The organism is Aliikangiella coralliicola (assembly GCF_007004725.1).
GTDB classification, from domain to species: domain Bacteria; phylum Pseudomonadota; class Gammaproteobacteria; order Enterobacterales; family Kangiellaceae; genus Aliikangiella; species Aliikangiella coralliicola.
On sequence record NZ_ML660164.1, the window covers coordinates 391,300 to 413,574 of the forward strand.

Here is a 22,275-nt window from a genome sequence, read left to right on the forward strand (position 1 = left end):
TTCTTATGAACACAAGAATTTTACTCGCGATTAAAAGTTTATTTTTTTCACTCGTATCTGTGACTTTGCTAGTTTCAAGTGCAATTGCCGGCGAAAAAACTCAGATAAGAAATAATGCCAGCGCTAAAAACGTTCCTTTGCTAGAGTTTAACTCGCGTATATTTCCTGAGGTCGCAACCAATGGTATGGTCGTTTCGCAAGAAAGCCGAGCCACTCAAGCCGGCGTTAAAGTTTTAGAGCAGGGTGGCAATGCGGTTGATGCAGCCGTTGCCGTTGGTTTTGCCCTTGCTGTCACACTGCCAAGAGCCGGTAATATTGGTGGCGGCGGTTTTATGTTGATTTATGATAATCAGTCAAAAAAAGTAAATGCATTGGATTATCGTGAGAAGGCACCTTACCAGTCGCACAGAGATATGTTTCTTGACGAGGAACTTAATGTCGATAAAAGAAAATCACGATATTCAATATTGTCGTCGGGCGTACCTGGAACTGTCGCCGGTCTGGTCGAAGCGCATCGAAAATTTGGGCGTTTGCCCTTTGAAAAAGTAGTTCAGCCTGCGATTGAATTGGCGAGACGACTCCCAGTAACACTATCTATTGCCCAGTCACTTAATGCCCGTGCAGAATATTTGAGCCGAGACCCTGAAACGAAACGGATATTTGTTAAAGGAAAAGGAGATTCGTGGTCAGTAGGAGAGGATTTCAAGCAACAGGACTTGGCCAATACACTCTCTTTAATTGCAAAATCTAACGGCGATGATTTTTACCGTGGTAAAACGGCAAAAAAAATAGTCAAGTTTTTCAAAGAATCTGGCGGGTTAATCACGGCAAAAGATCTGCAGGACTATCGAGCCGTATGGCGTGATCCTATTTCAACGACCCTTGGCGATTATCAAATATTTGCTATGCCGCCACCGAGTTCCGGTGGTGTTCATCTGGTTCAATTACTCAACATTGTGCGTCAGTTTCCGGTGAGTAAAAGTGGTCCGAATACGGCTTACACCACGCACATAAAAACTGAAGCCATGAAATTTGCCTATGCGGATAGGAGCAAATACCTGGGCGACCCAGACTTTGTCAAAGTACCAGTAAAAAGTTTAACCGATGATAGTTATGCTGAGCGCATTGCGAAAAGAATCGACCTCAATAAAGTTTTGTCGCCACAAGAAATAAAGCCGGGACAATATTTTGATCAAGAAAGTCCGCAGACAACCCACTTTTCTGTGATAGATGGTGATGGGAATATTGTCTCAAATACTTATACGTTAAATTTTAGTTTTGGGTCGGGGATAACTGTTCCTGGCACTGGAATGTTACTTAACAATGAAATGGATGATTTTTCTGCTAAACCTGGTGTTCCTAACGCTTTTGGATTATTAGGCGGCGAGGCTAATGCAATCCAACCTCAGAAAAGGCCACTCAGTTCAATGACACCGGTCATTGCACTTAATAAAGGTGAGCCCTGGTTGGCAACTGGTAGTCCAGGTGGAAGTCGGATTATTACCATTGTATTTAATTTTCTGCTAAATCGCCTGGCTCATGGAATGAATATCGCAGAAGCAACGATGGCACCGAGAATTCATCATCAGTGGTATCCCGATAAACTGCAAGTGGAGAAAGGATTTCCGATTGATACGATAAGCCTGTTGAAGCAAAAAGGCCATAATGTCGAAATGAGAAAACCCTGGGGAAGTTTGCAATCGATAGAACTGCAAGATGGCGTCTTCTTTGGTTTCGCTGATCCCAGAAGACCGGGGGCATTAGCGAAAGGTTATTTTGGTAAAAGTAATTAGGGATAAGAACTAAAAAAGCAGCGCAAGCTGCTTTTTTAGTTTGAGAGACTGGATTTATTTTTCTTCAATGTGAATAATTTTTTTGTCGATGATTACTTCTGATTCATCGTCAACAATAAACTCAAATTGCGCGTCACTTTCGCCAAACCATTTCATATGTTTACCGCCTTTTCCAAATTCCATATCATCAGTGGAAAATACCATCAAGTTGTGCTCTGAAAAGTTAATTTTTTTATCAATGCCTGCAGCTGCAAATGCGTCTTTGATAATTTGCTTTTGATTATCGTCCAACTTCACGCCGCTAATTTGAACTGTGTTTTTAAAGGATTGATGAAGTGGTAACGAGCTATGAATGCGAGCACCGAGATGGCCGTCAAAACTTGGCAGTTTAACTTGCTTGCCTTCGACATCTAATGTCAGTCCTTCTTCAGTTTTTGAAATAAAAATGGTTTTGCCAGACTTGGTGGTAATGGTTTTCGATTCGCCCACTTCCAGTTCAGGCATAGTAAATGCCTCAGCGTCGCCATCAACTTTTAAATCGACGAGTGCGTCGTGATCGCCGGATTTGTCGACTTTGACCATGATATGACGTTTCTCCGTATCGGCTGCGCTAATAGCAACACTGGTCATGGCAATTGCCCCCAGGGTGAGCGCAGTCAAAGTCTGTTTGATATTTTTCATTTTTAGCTCCAGTTTAAGTTATTTCACCAGGATGTTTTTAATAAACGTGATTTTCAACAAACACAGCAATCAATAAGTATGCCAACCTATAATTTTCCGGTATTTGGCTGGAAGCGGGCTAAAATAAGGCTGTGTTGCTTCGTTTAACTCTATTTTTTTCCTCATATGGGGATAACTGTCCTTAAATCGGGGGCATAAATATTAGGCTTATTAAGGAGAGTTTTCCCGTCGATCGCATTTTCAAACTCTAGTTAATTAATATTGTGCTTTTCCAGTCGGTACAAAAAAGCCTTGTAACTGAGCCCGAGTAATTTTGCAGCTTGTGTTCTATTGTTATTGCAATGACTCAAGGCTTGTAATAGACAATCTTTTTCATGTGACTCCCAACTGATTCCTTGGGAGGGGAGTACATAATCCTTATTGGAACCGCGTTGATGTAATTCTAGTTCCTCGACGTCTTGCAAAGAAATAACGTCTTCATAAGATAGCAATACCAGCCTTTCAATTGAGTTCCTTAGTTGGCGGACATTACCGGGCCAGCTGTAGGCCAGCAAGTATTTCAAGGCCGCAGAAGAAAGTTGTTTTTCACCAACACCATGCTCTTCAGTAAATATTGTAATAAAGTGCTTGATGAGAGGCAGGAGGTCGTCTTGACGATTACGTAGTGGGGGAATCGTGACTGGAATTACGTTCAGCCGATAAAAAAGATCCTCACGGAAATTCCCTTGTTTAACTTCTTCCAATAAATCCCGGTTTGTTGCAGTAACAACTCTGACATCTAGAGATATTTCTTGATTAGAGCCGACTCGCGTAATAGTTCCTTCCTGTAAAAAGCGAAGCAACTTGCTTTGCAAAATCAGCGGGAGTTCGCCAATTTCGTCAAGAAATATAGTTCCTTCGCTAGCCGCTTCCAATTTACCGACGCGATTTTTATTTGAGCCGGTGTAAGCGCCTTTCTCGGCGCCAAAAAGTTCTGATTCTGCCAGCGATTCTGGAATGGCAGCGCAGTTTACCGGCAGGAAAAGCTTTTCTTTTCTCGAAGACAATTGATGGATGGCACGCGCGGCTAATTCTTTTCCTGTACCGCTTTCGCCGGTAATTAAGATGGTTGCATTGGTTGGAGCCGTTTTTTCGATGCGTAAAAACAGTCGATTCATTGCAGAGGAATTACCAATCATATCAAGCAATTTGTTGCGATGTTTCGATTGCGTTTTAAGTTCTTTGTTTTCGTTTTCTATTTGTCGGGTATAAACTAGCTTGCTAACTGTAAATAATAAGCTGGCTCGATCAAATGGTTTGGGAAGATAGTCATCTGCACCGGCTCGAATGATACTGATAGCGTGAGAAGCGTCGCTGTGAGCTGTGATCAAAATAAAGCCTGTTTGTGGGTGGTTTTCTCTGATTTCGGCCAGTAGTTCGTCGCCATTTAGTCCCGGCAGTTTCCAGTCGGAAATCACAATCTCGAAGTTATCTACTCTCAGTTTTTCAATCGCATCTTCTGCGGTTTCAACTTCTGTTACCTGATAGGATTCTGCCTCAAGAATTGCCTTGATTAACGCCCTTTGATCCTTTTCATCCTCTACCAGAAGAATGCTGGTTTTAGTTGTTTTAGCGGTCTTTTTCAATTTCTCAGCCCCGATTGTTAATCCAGATGATAACATTTGCACCTTTATCGTTAAGGTTATTATTGATCATAATTTTTCCGTGATACTTGTGCCTGATAACTCGCTCAGCTAAGAACAATCCCATGCCGGCGCCATAAGTTTTATTGGTATTGTGTGGCGTAAATAATTTATCCAGAACTTGTTTTGAAAAACCTGGTCCCTGGTCGGTTATTTTAATCTGATAGCCACTTTCATTCGGTGTTAAATTTATCGCTACTTTAGTTCCTTCTGGAGAGGCTTCCACAGCATTTGTAATGACACTTTGCATTAAACTTTTAAATTCCGACTCAATGATACTGAGTTGGGCCTGTTCTGCATTCGATTGGAAGTCAATCGCGACGTTTTTGTCAGTCGATAATTTTATATCCTGGATAACCGAGTGAATAGACTGCTCCAGATTTACCGGTGCAACCAGATCTGTATCATTGCCCATAACGTCCATCAGCGAGCGTACCCACTTATCAATTCGCGTTATCTGGTGCTTGGCTATTTTGGAAAGTTTCTGTTGTTCTTCCTGATTGTCAATCGTGCTCAATTGATCAATTGCCAGGTTTAAAGTGTTAAGCGGGTTTCTAATGGTGTGAGCTAGCCCCCTTGCGATTTCAGCGAGCTCGGCTAAATGGGCTTTATTTTGTAAGGTTTCATTTTGTTGCTGTAGTTGTTGAATTTGAGTGGACATTCGATTGAACGAATCGACAGTGGTGTCAATTTCGGTACTGTGCCATTGCGTATCTTTTTCAATTTGCACACCCAGATTTCCTTCTCCAATTTTTACTGAAGCATCTTGAAGTCTTTTAAGTGGGGAAGCTAATTTACTGGTGAAATAAATGGCCAATAAAATTCCGAATGCCAGGAAGCTGACAGTTGAATAAAGCACGTTATTGGAAAAATCTTCTAATGATTGATGAATCCCGGTGCGTGGAATTGGTATTTGATAGTCAGAGCCGTCGGCGTTCAGCAGAATAAAATCGTCTTTCTGCTCGTTGATGAGTTCAATCGTCACATCTTGTTTAACCCTGGGCAGTAATTGCTCTAAGGCTTGTCGGGTGAGTCTGCCTTCGGTCATTGTCACCGCGAAAGAGTGAAATTCTATTTTTGGTTGATCAAAAATCAGCGTCTCGGCAGTTGAACGGCTAACCTCAAAAGCGGACTCTCCAATTTGTCTTGAAACATTTTCGGTAAAGCGAGTGATTGACCACCATTGGAGTAGCAGGATGCTGGTCAATAATACTGTGATAAAAATTAAACTTAAGTTTCTAAAGGACATATTTATTCCTGGGGTGCCAATATACTAATCTCGAATTCAGTTTGCTTATTCCACAAAGCAGGGATCATGCCAATAGGCCTTTTGCCAATCTGCTCTTGTCTCCAACTAGCGTACAAGGGCTATTGATATGTTCCGTATTCAGGCGGTAATACTTATCCCAAGTTGGGGTTACTTAAGATAATGGTAATAATATAAAGCGCGTTGACATAAAGGCGCTAATCAACCAGTGAGAGGTTTATGATAATTGACGTTATTGGTGCTTTCAACTTGGTTTGAACATGCGCCTTTACGGGTCAAAGTATGACCCGTTATCCGGCTGGACACTTTATCGGTAGAAAAGTGCTATTTAGAAAATTGAAGTTAGTGCTGCGAATGGACAATCGCTAAAATTAGCAGACCAATTACTACACCTAAGCTTTCCCACCTTAACAGAAAGTTTTTAATCGAATGGGTTTTGCTTGGTTTAGGGGGGACGTGGTTATGATGTGATTCGCTGGTATGCATACAGCCATCAGAATGAGGTTTATGAATAGCCACATGAAGCAACGAGCCTGCAATTAGGGCTTGTACTAACGCAAAGAAATAATTGTCGTGATAGTTACTGATCATTTGGTTAAGCATGAAACCGGCTACGGTGGTTAAACCCATTAGTAACAAACTGACTAATGCGTATCTTTCTCCGATCAATGGTTTTAGTAACCACCAGATAGTGAGCCCCACCGGTACACGGTGCAATATGATGGCCAGTGTGAGCCCGCTAGCCTGATTGCCTTGATCCGTTTGTAGTGCTGCACCGTCAAGTAATGCGTGCACCAACAAACCAGAAATGCCCAGGTAAATGGTGACTTTATGGGTGGTATCGGCGGCGTGACGAAAGGCTTTTTCGATTAATGTGGGGCCTGCAAAGCCAATAGCGCCAACCAGCAGACTTAACCAGCCGATTATTTGATAAGTTTGCGGAATCACTTCGAAAACGATGATACCGGCAACAACAATTAATACGATTCCACTGACGATTTTATCTGTTCTTCGCAATGGCCCAAAAGTTTGATAAACCAGCGGACCGACACATAGCGAAAAAAAGCTCGCGATTAATGCAATCATTGAAAGAGTTTACCCGGGTTCATCAAGTTGTTCGGGTCGACAACATTCTTAATCGCACGCATCATCTCAATTTCAGCAGGTGAACGAGAAAAGCTCAGGTAATCTCGTTTCAGCAATCCAACGCCGTGTTCAGCACTAATGCTGCCATTAAATGATTGGAGTATTTTGAAGATTTCAGGGTTGGCTTTAGCACACTGGGCTTTAAAATCTTCTAGTGGTAAGTCGGCAGGTTTAAGAATATTCAAATGAAGATTGCCGTCACCGATATGCCCAAACCAGATATTTTCAAAATCGGGATAGTTGGCGCTGACGAATTGATCGACGGCCTCGAGAAATTCTCCAACTTGAGAAGGTTTCACCGCGATGTCGTTTTTGTATGGTGGGTAGTGAGAAATTGATTCAGAAATTCCTTCGCGGTATTGCCATAGTTCCTCAGCTTGTTGGTTGCTTTGGCTAACGACGCCATCGACTAACCAGCCATTTTCGGCGGCAGATTCAAACGCGGCAAACGCGCCGTCCATTGCAGATTCGTCACCACATTCAAATTCAATCAAAACATAGTAGTTAGCGGGGTCACCAAACGGTGCTTTTAGCTCGCGATGGGCTAGCACTTTTTCTAGTGCCGCATGGGAGAAAAACTCAAATGCCATCAAGTCGATTTGTGCCTGGAAGTGGTTGAGCAGGTTTGAAATGTCAGTCAGGCTTTCCACGGCTAACAACATGACTGTGGGCTCTTTCGGCGGCGTAGTCAGTCGCATCTCGGCTTCTGTAATGATGCCCAGAGTACCTTCGCTGCCAATCATTAAGTGGCGTAAGTCGTACCCGGTAGCATTTTTAACCAACCCATTATTCATACTGACAACTTCACCAGAAGGGGTTACTAATGTTAAGCCTGCCACCCAATCTCGAGTTAGTCCGTATTTAAGCACTTTGATTCCGCCCGCATTGGTAGCGATGTTTCCACCTATCTGGCTGGAACCGGCTGATGCAAAATCGACAGGGTAATAGAGTCCTTGCTCTTCCGCAAAATTCTGTAACTGTTCGGTAATGACGCCTGCGCCACATCTAACAGTGCGGTCGACCGGATTAAAGTCTGTAATTTGGTTAAGCCGATCAAGAGAAAGAACGAGCTCCTGGTTAGTTGCAACAGCGCCGCCGCTTAAGCCGGTACGTCCGCCCGATGGCACAATTGCAACCTGATGTTGGAGGCAGAGTTTAACAATCTCTGAAACTTCTTCGGTGTTTCCGGGTTTAACCACAATGAGTGGATTAGGCGAGTAAAGTCGACTCCAGTCTTGCCCGTAGGTGTCAAGATCTTCTTTGCTGGTAAGCACATAGCTTTCGCCGACAATTGCGTTGAGTTGTTGAGTAAAATCTGTCATGGGGAGATCTGCTGGTTGTTTTATTTTGGCGTTAATATTAATTGGTGAACAGGCTGTTGCATCGTAAAGGGAGTAGGGACTCCATCAACCCAATCTTGATGTCCTGCGCGGTAAAATGGACTAAGGGGATGACCTGATTGGCCTGTGGGCATATGTAATATACCATTTTCTTCATTTCCTGGCGCAACGACCATTCTTTGCGAGGCACCAAAGTTTTTCCCTTGCACTCTTGGCATATCCTCATCTCCCGATAAGGGATTTTTCGGCATATCAAGAAAATATCCTAACAATGGAACTGCTCTGCTGATTGGATGTTGAATTTGGGCGGTATTGTGACTGCCCCAGCTCGAGTCTTCAAGCTTCTTTTGGCTTTTATTTATTCGATCGGATTCGCGCCGTATCTGGGCGACGAAAAAGTCGTGCCAATCGGAGTATCCACCTGGTAATAAAAATAGCGGTTGTTGATTAACAATTTGCCACAGCGGCGCTTCATATTGTGTCGTGAAACTATCATAAGCGGGCAGAGGTTCGGTGCTCTCGACCGGTTGGAGACTACCCATACCTGTCTGATAAATCGGGTTTAGCAGTTTCGCCGCCACATTTTGGCGGAATCGTTTGACCAGCCAGTAACCGACATCATCCTTATCTGCGTGACCAGACCAGTTAGCGACTAACTGCTTTATCTGGTTGAGTTCAGTGGTATTGAGTTTTTGTTCATTTGCTTTCTCAGCGGACTTCTTGGTTACATTTTCGAGATGTTGCAACATGAGCTTACGCCATCTGGCGAGAAACAAGGCCCTGTCATCCAGTTGAATTTTGAACAAATCTCTTTCACTGGCCGCGGTAAGTTCACTCAGATTTTGTTTTATCTGTTTTGCCCTGGCACCATTCGCCAGACCACCGTCTCCCAGTTTTTCAAAATCATTGTCGGAAACGACTCTGGCATTGGCTGTCCACAAAAACTGGTTGTCAGGATTAATGACCCTCGGGTATTCATCGGGAGATAAATACTCAGTCCAAAGTTGGCTATTTTCAGCACCGTTGGTAGGAAGTCTGCTGTCATTCTCGGTCTGTCTTTTGGGAATCGGCCCCGCAATGGTCCAGCCTAAACTTCCTTTGTTGTCTACCACTAACAGGTTTTGGGCTGGTATTCCCGCCCGATTGCCGATTATTAACGCCTGATTGACTGACGACGCTTTTTCAAGGTCGAGAAGCTTCAGGTTCAACCCTTCAAGATCGTGTGCAACCCAACGGTAAGCATAATTTATTCCGTGGTGCTTAATCACTGGACCCCAAATCGTTTTCGCAATTTCTATTTCGTGGATTTGATTGTCTGAAGAAATGATGATCTGCTTAATGATTTCAAGTGGTTTTTCACCCGTTGAGGTTTGGTAATGCGTACCTGCGTCATTAAAAGTTAATTCAACCAGATCGCTCCAGTCACCGTATGAATTGGTGAAAGTCCAGGCTACTTGTGTGTTGCTTCCCGCAACTAGTAGTGGTGTACCTGGCAGGGTCAAGCCATAAAGATTCACTGTTTTCCCGTCAGATTGATAATGCATTTGGGCTCTAAACCAGGTGTTGGGTACTCTTATTCCTAAATGCATATCGCCAGCGAGCATTGCTGACTGGTGGACGCTCAACTCACCAGATACTGCCCAATTATTGCTGCCTATTTGGGAATTCCCATAGACCTCACAATTGATAAAACAGGGCGTACCACTCTCTGCGTTTTGAAAGGCTTTTTTATGATGGGCGTTATTGAAAACAGGTGACTGTCTACTAATGGTTTTTTTTGTGTTGAGTGTCGTGATTTGTTCGGGGGGAGATGGTTTTTTCATATTTGGTTGAGCCAGCACTTTTCCCCATTTTGAAGACTCCGGGAGGGGCGGTGGTAACATTGCATTTCCCTTTATCGGCGCATCCCACTCTGTGCCTGCAGGCAACAAGAATTCGGCAATCTCCTGTGGCAGATTTTTATAAATTAAGCCTTGAAGGTGTTCTCGATATCCGTTTCTAGATTGAAGGGTTAAATACATCGAATAAACAACCAGTAATGAATCTTCTGCTTTCCAGGGACGAGGGGGTTGGCGCAATAACAGATATTCAAACGGGCTTTCTTTCAGATCGGCTAAACCTTGATTAACGCCGAGGGTATACCGAGTGAGTATGGCTTTTTCATGCTTGCTGAGATTGGAGAGAACTTTTTGGGCTGTTTGCCTGAATTGATGAATGCGGATTGATTTGTCGTAGTTAACCGCTTTTTCTCCAAATAACTCAGCAAGTTCGCCCGCCGAGTTTCTACGCGATAGATCGAGTTGGAAAAAACGCTCCTGTCCATGGAGGTAACCGAGGGCTTGCGCTAAATCAAGGCGGTTTTTTGCGTTGATATCGACTACACCGGTAGCGTCTCTTTTTATTGTCACTGTGTCAGCTAGGCCGGGGATTTTTTGTTCACCATCTAAAATCGGCAAACTGGCCCTGAGTGCAAAATAGGCATAACCGAAAATAATAAGCAGTAGAGTGAACAGAGAATAGACTAAGGATTTTATTGATAAGGCTTTGAAACGGCGACGAGGTTTGCTGCCAAGTTCTCCAAAGATAGGACGCTTTTTTAATGACATGGTGAATTGATACTCTTATCGGCACCTCTGGTAGGAGAAATTGTATCAGAATAACTATTGAAAAAATAACGACATAGCTAAAATTTGCAGAAATTTGATATGGCAAATTTCAGTCGGAGCGGAAATGCGCGAACAGTCGATGACTTCGATTTATGCGAGTGCTACAAAGTCATCAAGATAATTCAAGTTAATTGATTGAACGTGTTGTTGGAAAATAGAGTAACTAAGAATATATCAGTTGAATATAACTGTGTATTAATTGTGAGTAAGTTCTGGACACCTTGTGCAAAAACTGTTCACATCGCTAAAAATACTTTGAAAAACGGAAAAATATTTCAGGAGGATTATAGAAACGAATGGTGTGTTAAGAAATATAATTTGAAAGAATAAAAAGAAGCGACATGGTGGGCGCTAGTGGGCTCGAACCACTGACCCTCGCCTTGTAAGGGCGATGCTCTCCCAACTGAGCTAAGCGCCCATGTCGATTGACTCTCTCAAATCTGGGGCGCATTCTAGTGACAAATTGTTGGTTGGTCAACACCTAAATTAAATATTTTTTTAAGCCAACATTTTGATAAAATATTTGTCTATAATTTTAATGTATTTAACAAGTGAATTTCTGATGTCAGTAAAAACAAGATTTGCACCTTCGCCAACAGGTTACCTTCATGTTGGAGGCGCTCGAACCGCACTTTATTCCTGGCTGCACGCTAAAGCAAATGATGGAAAGTTTGTTCTCAGAATTGAAGATACCGATCTCGAACGTTCAACACCTGAAGCGGTAGAGGCGATTATGGATGGCATGCGCTGGTTGGAGCTTGATTGGAACGAAGGACCTATTTTTCAGACCCACCGATTTGATCGTTATAAAGAAGTAATTCAGCAGCTAGTTGACGAAAACAAAGCCTATCCTTGCTTTTGCAGTAAGCAGCGTCTGGATGATTTGCGTGAACAACAAATGGCCGATAAACAGAAGCCGCGTTATGACGGAAAATGTCGCAATTTGAATGCAGATGAAATCGATTTGGAGCAAGACCACGTTATTCGCTTTAAGAATCCGGAAGAAGGCGCTGTCACTTTTAAAGATGTTGTTAAAGGTGAAATCACTATTTCTAATCAGGAATTGGATGACTTGATTATTGCCCGTACTGATGGCTCTCCCACTTATAATTTTACCGTTGTTGTTGATGACTGGGATATGGGAATTACTCAGGTGGTTCGCGGTGATGATCACATCAACAACACGCCACGCCAGATCAATATTTTCAAAGCGCTCAATGCACAGGTGCCTGAGTTTGGCCATGTGCCGATGATTTTGGGAGATGACGGTAAAAAGTTATCAAAACGCCACGGGGCGGTTAGCGTGATGCAATATCGTGATGACGGTTACTTACCTCAGGCCGTTCTCAATTATTTGGTGAGATTGGGCTGGTCTCATGGCGATCAGGAAATTTTCAGCGTAGAGCAAATGATAGAGCTGTTTGATATTAACAACATTAATAAAGCGCCTTCTGCCTTTAATACTCAGAAGTTAAATTGGCTTAACCAACAATATATCAAGTCTTTACCTGTCGAAGAGATATTGCCTCATTTGAACTGGCACCTCGAGCAAGAAGGGCTCTCGCTTGAGGGCGGACCCGATATTGCTGAATTAATTCCGGAGTTTGCAGAAAGAGTTCAAACGCTGAAGGATTTAGTGGCTGCCATTAAACCTTATTATTCTAATTTTGATAAATTTGACGAGAAAGCAGCCAAAAAACATTTAAGGCCGGTTGCAAGACAACCACTTGAATTAGTTGAGCAAAAGTTGCGTGCTTTAGATAATTGGCAGCCTGATGCTATTCAACAGGTTATCAATGAGACTGTTGAAGAATTAGAAGTCGGAATGGGCAAGGTAGGAATGCCATTGAGAGTTGCTGTTACCGGAGCTGGGATGTCGCCGGCTCTGGATGTGACACTTAACTGGATCGGTCAAAGTCGATGCTTGCAGAGAATTCAAATGGCTTTGGAGTTTATTACTCAACGAGAGCAAGCCGAGTAAATCATTCGTGATTTTTTAGTATTAACAAAACCCAGGGAAAATGATGTTTCATAAGTGGTTATACAGTTTAAGTATTATCTTTATCACAACCAGTGCGTCAAACTTTAGCGCGGCTGGCTCCGCTGTGGTTAACAAAGCTTCTACTAATTCAGGTGACGTAGTATCTGGTCTTAAGAATGCTTATGGTGATATCGAAATCCTCAATGGCGGGCCGCAACAAGGAAGTATGATTCTGGCGCGCCTCAAGGGTGAAGGCGAGGTCTTTTACAAACAGAAAAAATTACCACTGACAAAAGAGGGTTTATTCGTATTCGGTGTCGGTCGCGATGCGCCTTCATCGATTGAGCTGATAGTTAAAAAATCGAATAAGAGTAATGTCGTTCCGATTAAGGTCAAATCTCGAGAGTGGAAGATAGAGCGAATTGATGGATTACCGCCAAGCAAAGTCACGCCAAAATCGAAAGACGTACTGGCTCGTATTTCTAGAGAAGCAAAATTAGTGAAATCTGCAAGAACGCTCGAGTCAGACAGTACTTTCTTTACGATGGCATTTATTATGCCCGCGGAAGGCCGAATTTCAGGCGTATATGGTAGTCAGCGAGTTTTAAACGGTCAGCCTAAGCGACCACATTATGGCTTGGATGTCGCTAACAAAACAGGTACTCCGGTAATCGCGCCGGCCAACGGAACAGTATCGTTGACTCACCCGGATATGTACTACTCTGGTGGAACATTGGTGATTGATCACGGTTTCGGGATCAGCTCAACCTACATCCACCTGAATTCTATATCAGTAAAGCAAGGACAAAAAGTGTTGCAGGGCGACTTAATTGGAACCATAGGCTCATCAGGTCGAGCGACCGGTCCGCATCTGGACTGGCGACTCAATTGGTTTCAAACTCGATTAGACCCGCAGCTATTAATTGGCGGCGCAAACTAGTTGGTTGTATGCAACTTAATTAATCATGAAATTGATCAATCATTTTTCAGCGCGAAAATGTTATTGTCTGAAAATATCACTGATCAAATTAAACCAGTAAGCAGGCGATACCGTGTTAAGTTATCTAGAAGTTGAAAACGGGTTTATAGAAATTTCCAAATTAACCGGGCAGTCCTTTTCCACTGAGTGGACGCCGTTACCCAATAACGTCAGGTTGAGAATGCTTGATGTTGGCGTTTTACAGGTGAAACCGGCTGCTCAATCTCACTCTGATATGGTGATTTCCTGTGGAATTCACGGAAACGAAACGGCCCCCATTGAGATTGTTTCGGGGTTAATTAGTCAGATAGTCACCGGTGCAATTGAACCGAAAGTTAATTTATTGTTCATTCTCGGTAACCCTGAATCGATGAAAATCTCCGAGCGATTTGTTTCCATCAATATGAACCGATTATTTGATGGCGCCCACGCTAACTACGAGTTGAACGAAGAGAACCGTTACGAGTTAGAACGAGCTGAACGATTAGAATCGTTGGTGACGAGCTTTTATGGTGAGCATCAGGGTAATTGTCGAATGCATCTCGATTTGCACACAGCGATAAAACCTTCTTTCCATAAAACTTTTGCCATCAGGCCATTTGAAAATAGCCCAATAACAGATGACTCAAGAAAGTTGTTAGTTGCGATGGGAATCGAGGCTGTATTACAGCACAATAAGCCGTCAACCACATTTTCGTATTTCTCAGTTAAGAGATTTTACGCCGAAGCTTATACATTAGAACTTGGCAAGGTGAAACCTTTTGGTGAAAACAATCCAGAAGATTTCGCAGCGGCAATTAACTGTCTCCAAAATCTAATTAAAGGCGAAGCCGTTGAGGAGCCGGATGTTGGCGCTTTGATTGAATATAAAGTCGTTGCAGAAATTATTCGTAACAGTGATGACTTTAAATTCTACGTTCCTGATGATGTTGAAAACTTTACCGCGTATCCGCAAGGTTATCTGATTGCCGAAGATGTTGATTACAATTATCGGGTTGCATTTGAAGAAGAGTCTGTCGTTTTTCCTAACACCAATGTGCCTGTTGGTCAGCGTGTTGCGGTCATGGTGACCAAAGCCAATCAGGGTTAATGGTTGTCGCGAATAACGATGGAACACCAAGCTCTGATTAATTACTTTATGTCGAAAACTGGCGCAAGTGAAAGTTATCCTTTTGGCGATGACATCAGAGTGTTTAAAGTGGCTGGAAAAATGTTCGGCCTGATATCAGAATCCGACGATCCACTTAAAATAAATTTGAAGTGTGATCCTGATGAGGCGATGGCGCTCAGGGACGTATTTGAAAGCGTTGCGGCGGGATATCATATGAATAAGAAGCACTGGAATACTATCACTATGGAAGGAGACGTGCCTGAAGGAGAAGTGAAAAGAATGATTGATAACTCCTATGATCTGGTGGTGGCTTCGTTAACCAGGAAGTTACGAGATAGTTTGCGCTAAATCGAATCTCGTTTTTATTTAATAATGCTGGAATCGGTTAACTATTATACAATATTCGTTGACTCTTATTAAAACCCGTATATAATTCGCTTAGCTTGAAAGTAAGTCTCATATTTATGCACGCCCAATCGATGTCTGTTTTAGTACCTCGTCCAGTTCCACATAAGTAATAGCACCACTTCTAGCACCACCGCCTGATTAAGGCACCAATTACGATTAAAAATTATAGGATACGAATATGTCTACTACTACCGGCACCGTTAAATGGTTCAACGAATCTAAAGGCTTTGGTTTTATCGAGCAAGAGTCTGGACCAGACGTTTTTGCACACTTCAGTGCAATCACTGGCAGTGGCTTCAAAACTTTAACTGAAGGCCAGAAAGTCGAATTTACTGTTGTCGACAATCAAAAAGGCCCACAAGCAGAGAACATCGTTGCTCTGTAAGTAAGCTTTAGAACATGGCCTGTGGCAGATATGCGGCAGGCCTGAATATTTCTACAAACCAATTTATTAGTCTATTTCTCTTCTTTTTCTCAACCTGTTATCTTTTTCTAATTAGCACCAGCTTCTCAAAAAAATAAAATAATATTTCTAAAGAACATATTCGTTTTTCGGCGTCGATAGATTTTTACCAGTGCAAAAAAATTGAGCTGATTTTGTTAGTTTCAGTTAGAAATGTATCCCTGTTTCCGATTATTTTCGCTTGGGATAAATTCTAGGCTCTCCAGGCGGGCGAGTTCTGAAGCGTTGATGTAACCACATATAATCGACAGGGTTATCTTTAAGGTAGTTTTCCAGGAAGAGATTAATTCTTTTCGCATCGTCTTCTGGCGAATCTCCCGGAAAATTTTCCAGCGCAGGATGGAAAGCTAGCTCAAATCCCTTGCCGTCATCGATTCGTTTACTGGTAAACGGAACCACTTTGGCGCCGCTAATTTTGGCAAATTTAGTGGTGGCGGTTATGGTTGACGCCTGAATACCAAAAAACGGTGCAAATACACCTTTCTTTGTGCCGTAGTTTTGATCGGTTGAATACCAGACTGTCTGATTCTTTTTTAAGGCTTTGATGGTACTTCTGGCGTCATTTTGCGTTAGCAGGGCACGGAGGTGTCTTAAGCGTCCGTTGCACATCATGCGTTCAATGAGCTTGTTTTTGTTCGGCTTATACATGGCGTTAAAGTCGAAGTGATGACCCAGCAAACAGCCTGCGATCTCCATGGTGGTGAGATGAAAGAACAATACGATAACGCCATTTCCTTCCGCCTGAGCCTGTTCAAGGTATTCCTGACCAATGATGTGCGTGTTCTTATGGCGAGATTGGAGATCTGATAGCCAACAGGCAGCCGTCTCAATGATGGCTAGTGCGGTTTGTTGAAAGTTTTTTCTGAGTAAAGACTCTCTCTCTTCATCGGTTAAATCTGGAAAGCAGAGATTTAAGTTTGTTTTCGCGATATTCTTGCGCCGTTTTGCCAGTTTGAGTAAAAGCCAGCCTAAAATGTCAGCCAATTTGAGTTGTGCTGTGATTGGCAGTTTGGCGACTAACCAGGCCAATCCGAAAAATAGCAGTCCCAACCAATACTTTGGTCGTTTGAAAAAATAAGACAATGGTAAAACGGAGCTTGAAGTCATCATTACGAAAACATCCACAACAAATAACGAGGCGCTGTAAGCATTTGATAAGTTTCTATAATTTGATTGAGTCTGCCAAGATTATAAGGAGCAATTTCACCAGTGTCACTCAGTCATAACCAGAAATCAATTTATCGCCCGCCGGGTAGCAGGCTCAATCGCCGTTAGTGCTGGAGTTTATGCAAGTGAGCTGTCGGCAACATGATAGTTAGGATCTTCAATCAAGTTCACTTCAACCAAATTACCGGCTTTTTGCAATAACAACTTACACTCTGGACTTAAGTGCCGATAATGAAGTGTTTTACCACGGCGCTCGTAACGGTCTGCCAGGGCATCGATGGCTTCAATACCTGAGTGGTCATACACTCGGGCGTCGAGGAAATCGACAATGATGTCGTCGGGATCATCTTTTGGTGTGAAGATATCTTGAAAATTACGGGCAGAGCCGAAAAACAGCGGACCATGTACCGTATAAATTTTCGAACCCTTCTCATCAACTGACTTGACCGCATAGATTTGTTTAGCGTGTTTCCATGCGAAAACCAACGCTGAGACGATCACGCCGATAATCACTGCGATAGCTAAATCTGCGATAACGGTCACCGCGGACACCAGTACAATAATAAATATCTCAGACTTCTGAACTTTATTAAACATACGCAGAGAAGCCCATTCGAAAGTACCCAGCACGACCATAAACATAACGCCGACTAATGCCGCTAATGGAATTAACTCAATCCACTCCGAGCCGACCAAAATGAATGCGAGTAGTGCCAACGCACCAGTGATACCCGAAAGCCGACCACGACCGCCAGAATTTATATTGATCATACTTTGACCGATCATGGCGCAACCACCCATGCCGCCAAAGAAACCATTAACCATATTTGCGGTTCCCTGACCAATGCACTCTCTATTACCTTGACCGCGAGTTTCGGTAATTTCGTCAATTAAAGTCATTGTTAATAATGATTCGATCAAACCGACTGCTGCCAGAATCAGGGAGTAGGGAAGTATAATTCTGAATGTTTCCCAGGTTAGCGGTATTTCTGGAATGGCAAAACTTGGTAGGCCACCAGCCAATGAGGCTTCCGGGTCTCCAGAATTTGATTTTACGTAGTCAATGACATTAGGAATAGGTAAGTCAAACCCAATAACGATACCAGTGACCACGAGTATTGCTACCAGAGAAGCAGGTACTGCTTTGGTTAATTTGGGCAGAAAGTGAATGATCAGCATGGTTAAAGCGACCATTGAAACCATCCAGACAAGCATGTCACCTTGCATCCATTGTGCTATCTGATCGTCATCAATCACTTTAAATTGGCCGAGCTGAGCCAGAAAAATAACGATTGCAAGACCATTAACAAACCCGAGCATTACCGGGTAGGGGACCATTCGGATAAACATCCCCAGTTTAAATACGCCGGCAAGTATTTGAATAATGCCGGTGAGAACCACGGCGGCAAATAAATATTGAACTCCATGTTGGGCAACCAGGGCAACCATTACTACTGCCATTGCACCAGTGGCTCCAGAAATCATTCCTGGTCGTCCACCAACCACAGAAGTGATAAGTCCTACCATAAATGCTGCATATAAACCCACCATTGGATCAACACCGGCGACAAAAGCAAATGCGACCGCTTCCGGTACTAGTGCGAGTGCGACGGTAAGCCCAGACAAAATGTCATTTTTAACACTAAAAGGTGTTTCACTATTTAAATTAAACACAGCGGGTTCTCTATATGCGAAGAGGCGAGTTTCGGGCGCGAATAGTACACCATGAAAATGTGCTGTCAATCTCAATTGGGTAAAAGAATAGTTCATAAACTGCGCAGTGCAGTAAAATTGCTGAAATAAGTGTGATAAAGGCAACAATTTTAGTTTTCCATTAAGCGGGCTGATGAGGGAAAAAGCGCTGAAATAGCTAAAATTGAGAAAATTATTTGAAAATAAATTTAATTATAATTCAAAGGGATATGCGCTAGTTTTAATGCTTTACCTGAACTTTAGTCATAAATTGAAATCGATACCGTCATTTTAATAGCGAAATTTTATTTGCGGAACAAAGTTAATCAACCTAAGGTCTAGCTTAGGTAGGGAAAAATTAGGGTTTTCCCTATCTTGGAAAAAACACTTGTGTTTTTAGTCGAGGAACCTACTAACCTAGAGGTAACTGCATATATGAAAAGACAGAAGCGTGACCGATTTGAAAGGGCTCACCATAAAGGATTTACGGCGGGTATTAGCGGGAAATCAAGTGAAGCTTGTCCATTTACAACTTCCGAAGTGAAAGAGCAGTGGCTCGGAGGATGGCGAGAAGCCAGGGCAGAAATGGGAAAAGGGTATTTTACTTGAAGCAGGACATGAAGTAGGCCACACTTCTTTACGGTTTAATCGAAATTTATTCAGTTTTTAGGTTGGTTATTTCATTCGATTTTCATCTAGTGGAATCAACTGATCAGCCAAATATAACCAGACTAAAAACGACTAATAATAGAATTGATTGAAAAATCACATTAATTCAAAAGGTAGTGCTAGGGGTTAATGTTAAAGAATAATTGTGAATAGCCCACTTGAACCATAATCTAAGAATCTCCTAAAGCCTTCACACCTGAAGGCTTTTTAATTTCTGTAAGGCCATTTTTGTAAATGCTTTAGCGCTGTTTTGCCCGCCAATACCAAGATACACTCCCGCAAATTTCAAAATAAACTGCGCTAAATAACATTTAGTTAGAGCAAGATTAGCCATTTTCGAGAGTTTTCGCGGACGTTTTGTCGCTTTAGACTACCACTGGAAGGAATGGGGTTGGTATAATACCCGGACCTTTAATATTTGAAGTAAATTCTATGTTAGCAGTTCCCGTGACGGAATTCCCTTTTCCCAGACCGCCGAAACAATTATCTGAAAACGAAGCCGAAAAGCTCGAAGATCTATGCGCTGAAGAGCTTGAGAAGCATAACGCTGTATTGATTGCCCATTATTATACTGATCCAGCCATTCAGAAACTTGCCGAGAAAACGGGGGGATTTGTCGGAGATTCGTTAGAGATGGCGAAATTTGGCGCGGCACATAAAGCAGACACTCTGGTTGTGGCGGGTGTTAAATTTATGGGCGAAACCTCGAAAATGCTGAGCCCAGAAAAGCGAGTTATCATGCCGACTTTGGAGGCTACTTGCTCACTTGATCTCGGTTGTCCGGCAAAGGAGTTTAAGCAATTTATCGATGAGCATCCTGATCGAACAGTTGTTGTTTACGCAAATACCTCTGCAGAGGTAAAAGCCCTTGCGGATTGGGTCATTACCAGCAGTATCGCGGTAGACGTCATTGAACATCTCGATGCTAAAGGCGAAAAAATATTATGGGGACCAGATCGACATTTGGGAGGATACATTCAAAAGAAAACCGGCGCCGATATGATTTTATGGCAAGGTCATTGCGTGGTACATGATGAGTTTAAACACATTGCATTGGAAAAAACCATCAAAATGTACCCTGAAGCCGCTGTCCTGGTTCATCCGGAGTCTCCCGATTCTGTGATAGCCCTTGCTGACCACGTTGGCTCTACCTCTCAGCTGATAAAAGCCGCACGAGATATTCCGGAAGAGCAAGTGATTGTTGCAACTGATAAAGGCATCTTCCACAAAATGCAGCAAGCCGCGCCTGATAAAGATTTGATCATCGCACCGACAGCGGGAGAGGGCGCAACCTGTCGCAGTTGTGCGCAATGTCCATGGATGAAAATGAACGAATTGACTAATCTTGCGGGTGTTTTTAACCATGATGATAATGAAATATTTGTCGAACCAGACCTGATAAAAAGAGCACTTGTTCCGCTGGAGCGAATGGTTAGTTTTAAGAAATAACACAAGTTTTTGAACACTACCAAAAAAGCCGGTTGTAGTTTAACCGGCTTTTCTGATTTTGCATTTTTGGCTGAGTCGAAAATCTATAATTTGGTGGAAAAACTCGGTCCCTTTGATTGAGGTTTGATAGCATCCATATTCGCGGTTTTTTGGCCACTTTCCGATAATCTCATTTGTAAGTTCAGATCGGTTCTTGACTCTGCGAATCTCAGCGCATCTTCACGCGTAATAGTGTTCGACTTATACAACTTAAACAGAGATTGATCAAATGACATCATTCCATCCATGTGATGTTTCTCGATTGCTTTCTTAAGCTCTTCCAGGTTGCCTTTTTGTATAATTTCCTGAATATCGGGGGCTTTTTTCAGGATTTCCAGCGCGGCAACGCGTTTTCCTTGTTGGCTCATGACTAATCGCTGAGAAACGATGCCTTTCAGAACACTGGATAGTTCTTTCATTACAGAAGCTCTTTGCTCTGTCGGAATAAGGTTACGAATACGCTCTAAAACTTGTTTCGCATTATTTCCGTGTATGGTTGCCAGACATAAATGGCCGGTTTGCGCATAACTAATCGCGTAATGCATGGCTTCCTCGTCTCGTATTTCACCAATAAGAATCACATCAGGCGCTTCTCGCATCGCATTTTTGAGACCGTTTTGATAATTTTTAGTGTCTACGCCAATTTCACGTTGGTCGATAATCGACATTTTATGCTCGTGAAGAAATTCAATGGGGTCTTCTATGGTGAGAATGTGGCTAGTGTCGCGGCGATTTCGATAATCTATCATCGCCGCCAATGTCGTTGATTTACCACTGCCGGTTGGTCCGCAAACGAGCACCAGTCCCGAACGCTCCATCACGAGCTCAGCGGTAGCTTTGGGGAGTTTAAGTTGTTCTATGCTAGCGATATCTGATTTGATATGCCGCATTACCATACCTACTTCACCTCGCTGAAGGAATACATTCACACGAAATCGTCCGATATCACCGACTGAGATGGCGAAATTTTGCTCCCATTCTTCTTCAAACTCCTTTATTTGCTTTTCGTCCATCAATCCGTAAGCAATATCTTTTATTGCGCCAGGAGGCATGGCGCCTTGTCCCATCGGTGTTGAAACCCCTTCTATTTTCATGTGGGGTGGTGCGCCGGTACTAAAAAACAGGTCCGAGGCGTTTTTTTCTGCCATCAGCCGCAACAGTAATTTAATATCCATTAGGGATCCTTAAGTAAAACATTGTTTAATTTGGTTAGTTTTTATTCTATGGCAGTGAATAGAAATTTCACGGAGCGCCTGCCACAATCATAGACCGAAATTAATCTTTTATAAAGCATTGCCATTTAAAAGAAATTTGTATAATCTACGCGCCTTGCAAATAAGTAGGCGAAAGCCTGTATTTGTGGCTAAAGATTGAACGAGGATTAGAAGGTTTAATTAATTCTCGTAATAGGTGAGGTGTCCGAGTGGTTGAAGGAGCACGCCTGGAAAGCGTGTATAGGTTAACACCTATCGAGGGTTCGAATCCCTCTCTCACCGCCAGAGCTTTACCAGAAAAGTTTTTGTTCATAATGGTGGTCCTATTGGTCCTCCCGCAACGATAGGTTGTAAACTCCGCCAGGCCCGGAAGGGAGCAACGGTAGCAATTGACTCGTGTGCCGGGATGTGGCTGATAGGATCGCCTCCAGTTCTAGCTAAGCCTTTATTTTAAAGGTGTTCAGCAAAGTTAATCTTCAAAGTTTTTAATTACGTGTATCACTTGCGCGTATCACTTTGGAGTGTTTC

17 protein-coding genes, 2 tRNA genes and 1 other RNA gene are annotated in these 22,275 nt (G+C 42.8%); 10 read left to right on the forward strand and 10 right to left on the reverse strand.

Annotated elements, in window-relative coordinates:
- Positions 1-5 precede the first annotated feature (5 nt).
- Complete coding sequence (gene ggt / locus FLL46_RS12890) at positions 6-1,793, forward strand: gamma-glutamyltransferase (protein ID WP_142893984.1); 1,788 nt, start codon at positions 6-8, stop codon at positions 1,791-1,793.
- Positions 1,794-1,847: 54 nt separating this feature from the next.
- Here ggt and FLL46_RS12895 read toward each other — a convergent pair whose 3' ends face one another.
- The 7 genes from FLL46_RS12895 to FLL46_RS12925 form a co-directional block, all read right to left on the reverse strand.
- On the reverse strand, positions 1,848-2,474 hold the full coding sequence (locus FLL46_RS12895; protein ID WP_142893986.1) for a hypothetical protein: 627 nt from the start codon (positions 2,472-2,474) through the stop codon (positions 1,848-1,850).
- 251 nt (positions 2,475-2,725) lie between these two features.
- Entirely contained in the window at positions 2,726-4,135 is a 1,410-nt protein-coding gene (locus FLL46_RS12900) for a sigma-54-dependent transcriptional regulator (RefSeq protein ID WP_142893988.1), read from the reverse strand.
- Entirely contained in the window at positions 4,104-5,405 is a 1,302-nt protein-coding gene (locus tag FLL46_RS12905) for a HAMP domain-containing sensor histidine kinase (protein ID WP_142893990.1), read from the reverse strand. The genes FLL46_RS12900 and FLL46_RS12905 overlap by 32 nt, the downstream gene beginning before the upstream one ends.
- A 360-nt stretch (positions 5,406-5,765) precedes the next feature.
- Positions 5,766-6,509, reverse strand: a complete 744-nt coding sequence (locus tag FLL46_RS12910) for a ZIP family metal transporter (RefSeq protein WP_142893992.1) — start codon at positions 6,507-6,509, stop codon at positions 5,766-5,768.
- Positions 6,506-7,891 (reverse strand): FAD-binding oxidoreductase, encoded by a 1,386-nt coding sequence (locus FLL46_RS12915; RefSeq protein WP_142893994.1) that lies wholly within the window; start codon positions 7,889-7,891, stop codon positions 6,506-6,508. The genes FLL46_RS12910 and FLL46_RS12915 overlap by 4 nt, the downstream gene beginning before the upstream one ends.
- A 20-nt stretch (positions 7,892-7,911) precedes the next feature.
- Positions 7,912-10,515 carry a penicillin acylase family protein gene (locus tag FLL46_RS12920; protein ID WP_142893996.1) on the reverse strand — a complete coding sequence of 868 codons (2,604 nt, stop codon included), beginning with the start codon at positions 10,513-10,515 and terminating at the stop codon, positions 7,912-7,914.
- A gap of 402 nt (positions 10,516-10,917) precedes the next feature.
- A tRNA-Val gene (locus FLL46_RS12925) sits at positions 10,918-10,993 on the reverse strand.
- 144 nt (positions 10,994-11,137) lie between these two features.
- Here FLL46_RS12925 and gltX point away from each other — a divergent pair.
- The 5 genes from gltX (at position 11,138) to FLL46_RS12950 (ending at position 15,439) form a co-directional block, all read left to right on the forward strand.
- Complete coding sequence (gene gltX, locus FLL46_RS12930) at positions 11,138-12,556, forward strand: glutamate--tRNA ligase (protein WP_142893998.1); 1,419 nt, start codon at positions 11,138-11,140, stop codon at positions 12,554-12,556.
- A gap of 40 nt (positions 12,557-12,596) precedes the next feature.
- Positions 12,597-13,496: a M23 family metallopeptidase gene (locus FLL46_RS12935; protein WP_142894000.1), complete on the forward strand. Its 900-nt coding sequence runs from the start codon at positions 12,597-12,599 to the stop codon at positions 13,494-13,496.
- A 112-nt stretch (positions 13,497-13,608) separates the two neighbouring features.
- On the forward strand, positions 13,609-14,625 hold the full coding sequence (gene astE, locus FLL46_RS12940) for a succinylglutamate desuccinylase (RefSeq protein ID WP_142894002.1): 1,017 nt from the start codon (positions 13,609-13,611) through the stop codon (positions 14,623-14,625).
- Positions 14,626-14,643: 18 nt separating this feature from the next.
- A complete protein-coding gene (locus FLL46_RS12945; RefSeq protein ID WP_142894004.1) occupies positions 14,644-14,994 on the forward strand; it encodes an MmcQ/YjbR family DNA-binding protein in 351 nt (116 codons plus the stop codon).
- A gap of 238 nt (positions 14,995-15,232) precedes the next feature.
- Complete coding sequence (locus FLL46_RS12950) at positions 15,233-15,439, forward strand: cold-shock protein (protein WP_142894006.1); 207 nt, start codon at positions 15,233-15,235, stop codon at positions 15,437-15,439.
- Between the two features lie 249 nt (positions 15,440-15,688).
- Here FLL46_RS12950 and lpxL read toward each other — a convergent pair whose 3' ends face one another.
- Positions 15,689-16,627 carry an LpxL/LpxP family Kdo(2)-lipid IV(A) lauroyl/palmitoleoyl acyltransferase gene (lpxL, locus tag FLL46_RS12955; RefSeq protein ID WP_142894008.1) on the reverse strand — a complete coding sequence of 313 codons (939 nt, stop codon included), beginning with the start codon at positions 16,625-16,627 and terminating at the stop codon, positions 15,689-15,691.
- 174 nt (positions 16,628-16,801) lie between these two features.
- Positions 16,802-18,358, reverse strand: coding sequence for a SulP family inorganic anion transporter (locus FLL46_RS12960; RefSeq protein WP_142894010.1), 1,557 nt, complete (start codon positions 18,356-18,358; stop codon positions 16,802-16,804).
- Positions 18,359-18,811: 453 nt separating this feature from the next.
- Between FLL46_RS12960 and rmf the strand changes: the two genes are divergently transcribed.
- A complete protein-coding gene (gene rmf / locus FLL46_RS12965; RefSeq protein WP_142894012.1) occupies positions 18,812-18,985 on the forward strand; it encodes a ribosome modulation factor in 174 nt (57 codons plus the stop codon).
- A 492-nt stretch (positions 18,986-19,477) separates the two neighbouring features.
- Positions 19,478-20,494 carry a quinolinate synthase NadA gene (nadA, locus tag FLL46_RS12970; protein WP_142894014.1) on the forward strand — a complete coding sequence of 339 codons (1,017 nt, stop codon included), beginning with the start codon at positions 19,478-19,480 and terminating at the stop codon, positions 20,492-20,494.
- Positions 20,495-20,577: 83 nt separating this feature from the next.
- Here the strand turns inward: nadA and FLL46_RS12975 are convergent, their stop codons facing one another.
- Entirely contained in the window at positions 20,578-21,708 is a 1,131-nt protein-coding gene (locus tag FLL46_RS12975) for a PilT/PilU family type 4a pilus ATPase (protein ID WP_142894016.1), read from the reverse strand.
- Positions 21,709-21,942: 234 nt separating this feature from the next.
- On the opposite strand from FLL46_RS12975, the gene FLL46_RS12980 reads away from it, so the two are divergent.
- Together FLL46_RS12980 and ffs are read left to right on the forward strand one after the other, a co-directional pair.
- Positions 21,943-22,032: transfer RNA gene (locus FLL46_RS12980), tRNA-Ser, on the forward strand.
- 39 nt (positions 22,033-22,071) lie between these two features.
- Positions 22,072-22,168, forward strand: an RNA gene (gene ffs / locus FLL46_RS12985) — signal recognition particle sRNA small type.
- Positions 22,169-22,275: the final 107 nt, after the last annotated feature.